This is a genomic window from Pseudomonadota bacterium, from assembly GCA_010028905.1.
In the GTDB taxonomy this organism is placed as follows: domain Bacteria; phylum Vulcanimicrobiota; class Xenobia; order RGZZ01; family RGZZ01; genus RGZZ01.
The window spans coordinates 1-4,440 of record RGZZ01000419.1; the positions used below are offsets into that span (position 1 = coordinate 1).

At 68.9% G+C, this 4,440-nt stretch carries 4 protein-coding genes; 3 read left to right on the forward strand and 1 reads right to left on the reverse strand.

Annotated elements, in window-relative coordinates; genetic code table 11:
* Nucleotides 1–863, reverse strand: an 863-nt coding sequence (locus EB084_20275; GenBank protein NDD30603.1) for an LLM class F420-dependent oxidoreductase, incomplete at its 3' end; no start/stop codon positions are given.
* A gap of 80 nt (nucleotides 864–943) precedes the next feature.
* Between EB084_20275 and EB084_20280 the strand changes: the two genes are divergently transcribed.
* The 3 genes from EB084_20280 to EB084_20290 all read left to right on the forward strand — a co-directional run.
* Complete coding sequence (locus EB084_20280; protein ID NDD30604.1) at nucleotides 944–2,689, forward strand: beta-N-acetylhexosaminidase; 1,746 nt, start codon at nucleotides 944–946, stop codon at nucleotides 2,687–2,689.
* Nucleotides 2,690–2,711: 22 nt separating this feature from the next.
* On the forward strand, nucleotides 2,712–3,353 hold the full coding sequence (locus tag EB084_20285) for a histidine phosphatase family protein (GenBank protein NDD30605.1): 642 nt from the start codon (nucleotides 2,712–2,714) through the stop codon (nucleotides 3,351–3,353).
* Nucleotides 3,353–4,440: hypothetical protein (locus EB084_20290; protein ID NDD30606.1), on the forward strand; the 1,088-nt coding region annotated here is incomplete at its 3' end. The genes EB084_20285 and EB084_20290, both read left to right, overlap by 1 nt.

Sequence of the window (4,440 nt, forward strand, 5' to 3'; positions counted from 1 at the left end):
TCGGCGAGCAGTTCGAAGAACGCGGGATCGGGTGTGTGGCGGGCGCTGAAGATGTAATGGTCGATGCCGGCCTCGGCCCACATGTGCAGCCGCTCCACGAGCTGCGCGGGCGACAGGCTGTCGGCGCCACCGTTGCGTGTCAGCCACAGCGCGTCGAGCACGGTCTTGTCGATGGCCGCATAGTCGCGGCCGTAGCGCTCGCAGTGGCCGCGCAGTATGGCCAGCTTCGCCTTCACGGCCTCGACCCCGGCGAACGCGAAGAGGTTGCAGCCCTGGCCGTACTGCGCCACCATGCGCAGGGTCTTCTGCTCGCCCATGCCCCCGATGAGAATCGGGGGGTGGGGGCGTGACAGCGGCATGGGGTGGCACAGGGTCTCGGCCAGGCGATAGTGGCGCCCGTGGAAGGGGGCCACCTTTCCCGACCACATCTGCAGCGCGATGCGCAGGGTCTCCTCGAGGCGCTCGAAGCGCTCCTTCGTGGGGGGGAAGCGCACGCCCAGCCCCTTGTGCTCGCGCTCGAACCAGCCCGCGCCGATGCCGAGGTAGGCGCGACCGCCGCTGAGCACGTCGAGGGTGGTGGCGGTCTTGACAAGCACGCCCGGCTCGCGGTAGGTCACGCCCGTGACCATGGTGCCGAGCTTGATGCGTCGGGTGAGGGCGGCCGCGAACGAGAGGGCGCTGTAGCCCTCGAGCATGTCCATCTCGGCGGGGCCGAAGTACTCGATCTGAAAGAAGTGGTCCATCACCCAGAAGCTGTAGAGGCCGATCTCGTCGGCGAGCTGGGCGGTGCGGCCGAAGGTGCGGGCCAGTGCCGCGGGGCCGTGAGGAACATTGAAGATGGGAAACTGGAGTCCGAGACGCATGGGGCCTCCTGCGATTGGGGAGTCTGGCGTGACGTGCTGATGCGGCACGGAGTACGCGAGAGAGGCGGGCGGTTTCGCGCATGCGGTCCGGACTCCTTCAGGGCGTTCGTTGCTCGGTCCGGGCGTTGCCGTCATCGGGGAGGGCCGGGCGAGACGGCGCATACCCATCAAGCGGGAAGGACCCCGTCTCGTCGAGCCGAAAGCACGAGCCCATGACGACGCACGCCGTTCCTCTTTCAGACACGCGCCCCTTGACCCTCGAGCAGAAGATCGGTCAGCTCGTGATGATCGATTTCACGGGGCTCGCGGTGCCCGACGATGTGGCACACAGCTTCTCGACGCGCCACTGGGGCGGCGTGATTCTCTTCGCAAAGAACATCGAGCGCCGCGAACAGGTGGCCGCGCTCTGCAGCGCGCTACAGGCGGCACACGACCAGCCTGAGCCGCTCTTCATCGGCATCGATCAAGAGGGCGGCATCGTCGATCGCCTGCCGTTCGATCCGCTGGCCTCGTCGCCCGGCGCCATGGCCCTGGCGGCGGCCGGTGATGTGGCCTGGGCGCGTGAGACCGCGCGGGTGAACGGTCTCGAGCTGGCCAGCCTCGGCATCAACGTGAACTTTGCGCCGTGCGTCGACGTGAACTGCAACCCGTCGAACCCCATCATCGGGGTGCGTTCGTACGGCGAGACCGCCGATCAGGTGACCCGCTTCGGCCTCGAGGTGGCGCGGGGGTATCGCGACGCCGGCATCGCGCCGTGCGCCAAGCACTTCCCGGGGCACGGCGACACCTCGGTCGACTCGCACCTCGCGCTCCCTGCCCTCAACGAGGGGCGCGAGCGTCTCGACGCCATCGAGCTTGCTCCCTATCGCGCGCTCATCGGCGATGGGCTCGAGATGATCATGTCGGCGCACATCGTCTACCCGGCCCTCGATGGCGCTGGGCTGCCCGCCACGCTCAGCCGCCCCATTCTCACCGATGTGCTGCGCAGCGAGCTGGGCTTCGACGGTGTGATCATCACCGATTCGATGTCGATGAAGGCCGTGGCCGACAACTTCGGCGTCGGACAGGCCGCCGTCATGGCGGTGCAGGCAGGGGCAGACGTCGTGCTCGCCTGCGGCACGCGCGAGGCGCAGGAGGAGACCTGGCAGGCCCTTTTCGCGGCGGTTCGCGGCGGTGTCATCGATGAGGCCCGCATCGACGCCTCGGTGGCCCGCATCCGCCGGCTCAAGGCGGCGTGGGCCGCGCGGGGCGAGGTCGCTCCACCGCCTGCTTCCACCGCCGAGGCCATCGACGAGGCCGCCCGCGCGTCGACCACGGTGGTGCGAAACGACGGCGCCCTGCCGCTGCGCCCCGCCACGCGGGTGGCGCTGGTGGCCCCCGCCCTGCTGCCGGTCTCTCAGCTCGGAGAGATCGGGGCCGTGTTCCCGCTGTCCGACGAGCTTCGCGCGCGGGATATGCAGGTGACCGAGCATCGCTTCTCGCTGCAGGAAGGGGGCGTGGATGACGGGCCGTCTATCTGTGCCCAGGCCCGGGAAGCCGATGTGGTGGTGCTCTGCCTGTACGCTCGGGGGCGGTTGTCGCCCGAGCAGGCCGAGCTGACCCGCGCGCTCCTCGAAACGGGGAGGCCGGTAGTGGCCATATCGCTGAACAGCCCGTATGTGCTGGTCGATGTGAGCGACGTGAAGACCTACGTCTGCACCTACGGCTACGCGCGCAGCTCGGTGCGCGCCCTGGCCGATGTGCTGTGTGCGCGCGTCGCGCCTCGCGGCAGGCTTCCGGTGTCGCTGCCGGGCTTGCACGCGCGCGGCACGGGGCTGACCTTCTGATCATCAACACGGAGGCAAACGAATGCTCGAGCTCTGGCTTCTGCGTCACGGAGAGACCGATTGGAACAGCGCGCACCGCTGGCAGGGGCAGACCGATGTTCCCCTCAACGCCGCGGGGATGAAGCAGGCGGGCCGGGTGGCCCATCGCCTGCGCGCTGAGCGCTTCGACGCGGTCTACAGCTCTGATCTGGGACGGGCGCGCATGACCGCGTTGCTCGCCTACCCGCACGGCACGCCCATCTTCGACATGCGTCTGCGCGAGCTGAGCTTCGGCAAGCTCGAGGGCAAGCGATGGGACGACATGACCCAGGTCGAGCGCCGCGTCGTCGAGACCTGGTGGAACGATCCGTACGCCGACTGCCTGCCCGACGGAGAGTCGTACAAGCAGCTCGAGGAGCGCCTGGTCGAGTGGCGGTCGACGCTGCCCAAGGCGGGGCGCTTCCTCGTGGTCACCCACGGGGGTCCTATCCGGAGCCTGCTGTGGGAGATCATGGGGGTGCCGCGCAACCGATCGTGGACGGTGCTGCTCGACAACTGCTCGCTGACCCGGCTCTCGTATCATGAAGAGCGTGCCACCGTGGTCACTGTGAACGACTGCGCCCACCTTGACGACAATGTGGTCATGCTCGAGGGTGAGGCCGAGCCCCGCGCCGGCAAGAGCTGATGCGGTTGCGCGTTCACCGGCTCGACGTCGTGAGGAGCCGTCTGCTGGCCCTCGTGCTGCTCTGCGTTGCGGGGGCAGTTCTGCTGTCGCGGTCAGCCGAGGCACGTCCGCCCGTGGTGACGGCACGCGCACTGCTGGGCGTCACCGCGGTGCGTCCTGGCGATGCGTTCGAGGCCGCGGTGGTGCTCGACATCGCCAAGGGCTACCACATCAACACCGACGCGCCCAAGCTCGACTTCCAGATCGCCACGAAGGTCGCGCTGGCCGCGAGCGAAGGCCTCACCTGGGGTTCTCCGCGATTTCCCGCGCCGGAGACCATCAAGCTCGCCCTGTCGCCGGACCCGGTGCCCGTGTTCTCAGGGCACGTGCTCGTTCGCGTTTCGGGGAACGCGGCCACCACGCTTGCGACGTCGGGCGTGCGCAAGGTGAAGGTCACCATCGACTACCAGGCGTGCAACGACACGGCGTGCCTGGCCCCCGCCACGACAGACACCGAGCTCGAGATCCCGCTGGCCGCGGCCGGCACTCCGGTGAAGCCCGCGCACGAAGATGCGCTGCGCGCGCTCGAAACCGCGCCGACGAGCTCGGGAGCGCCGTCATCGTCGCCGCGCTTCGGCACAGCAAGCGGCGAGCCAACGACGGGGGCGCCGTCTCCCGGAGGGGCGGCTGCACCTCCGGCGCTCCCCGCATCGACGCCTCTCGACAGCGGCGCCATTATCTATGCGCTGCTGAGCGCCTTGCTGGGCGGCCTGTTGCTCAACATCATGCCGTGCGTGTTCCCGGTGCTGTCGCTCAAGGTGGCGGGGGTGGTGGAGCACGCACACTCTTCCGGCACGCCCCCCTGGAAGCATGCCGTGGCCTTCACGTCGGGCGTGCTCGTCTTCTGCTGGGGTCTTGCGGCCGCGCTCATGGGGGTGCGCGCTGCGGGCGAAAAGGTAGGGTGGGGATTTCAGCTGCAATCGCCCCTGTTCGTCGCCGGCATGGCGCTGCTGCTCTTCATCATCGCGCTCAACCTCTTCGGCGTGTTCGAGATCGGCGTGGGCATGACGCGCCTGGGCGGCGTCGAGGCGGGCTCGGGGCTGCTGGG

What these genes read in the sequence shown, in the direction of transcription:
- EB084_20280 (NDD30604.1), top strand. Translation starts at nt 944, where the DNA reads ATGCGGTCCGGACTCCTTCAGGGCGTTCGTTGCTCGGTCCGGGCGTTG.
- EB084_20285 (NDD30605.1), top strand. Translation starts at nt 2,712, where the DNA reads ATGCTCGAGCTCTGGCTTCTGCGTCACGGAGAGACCGATTGGAACAGC.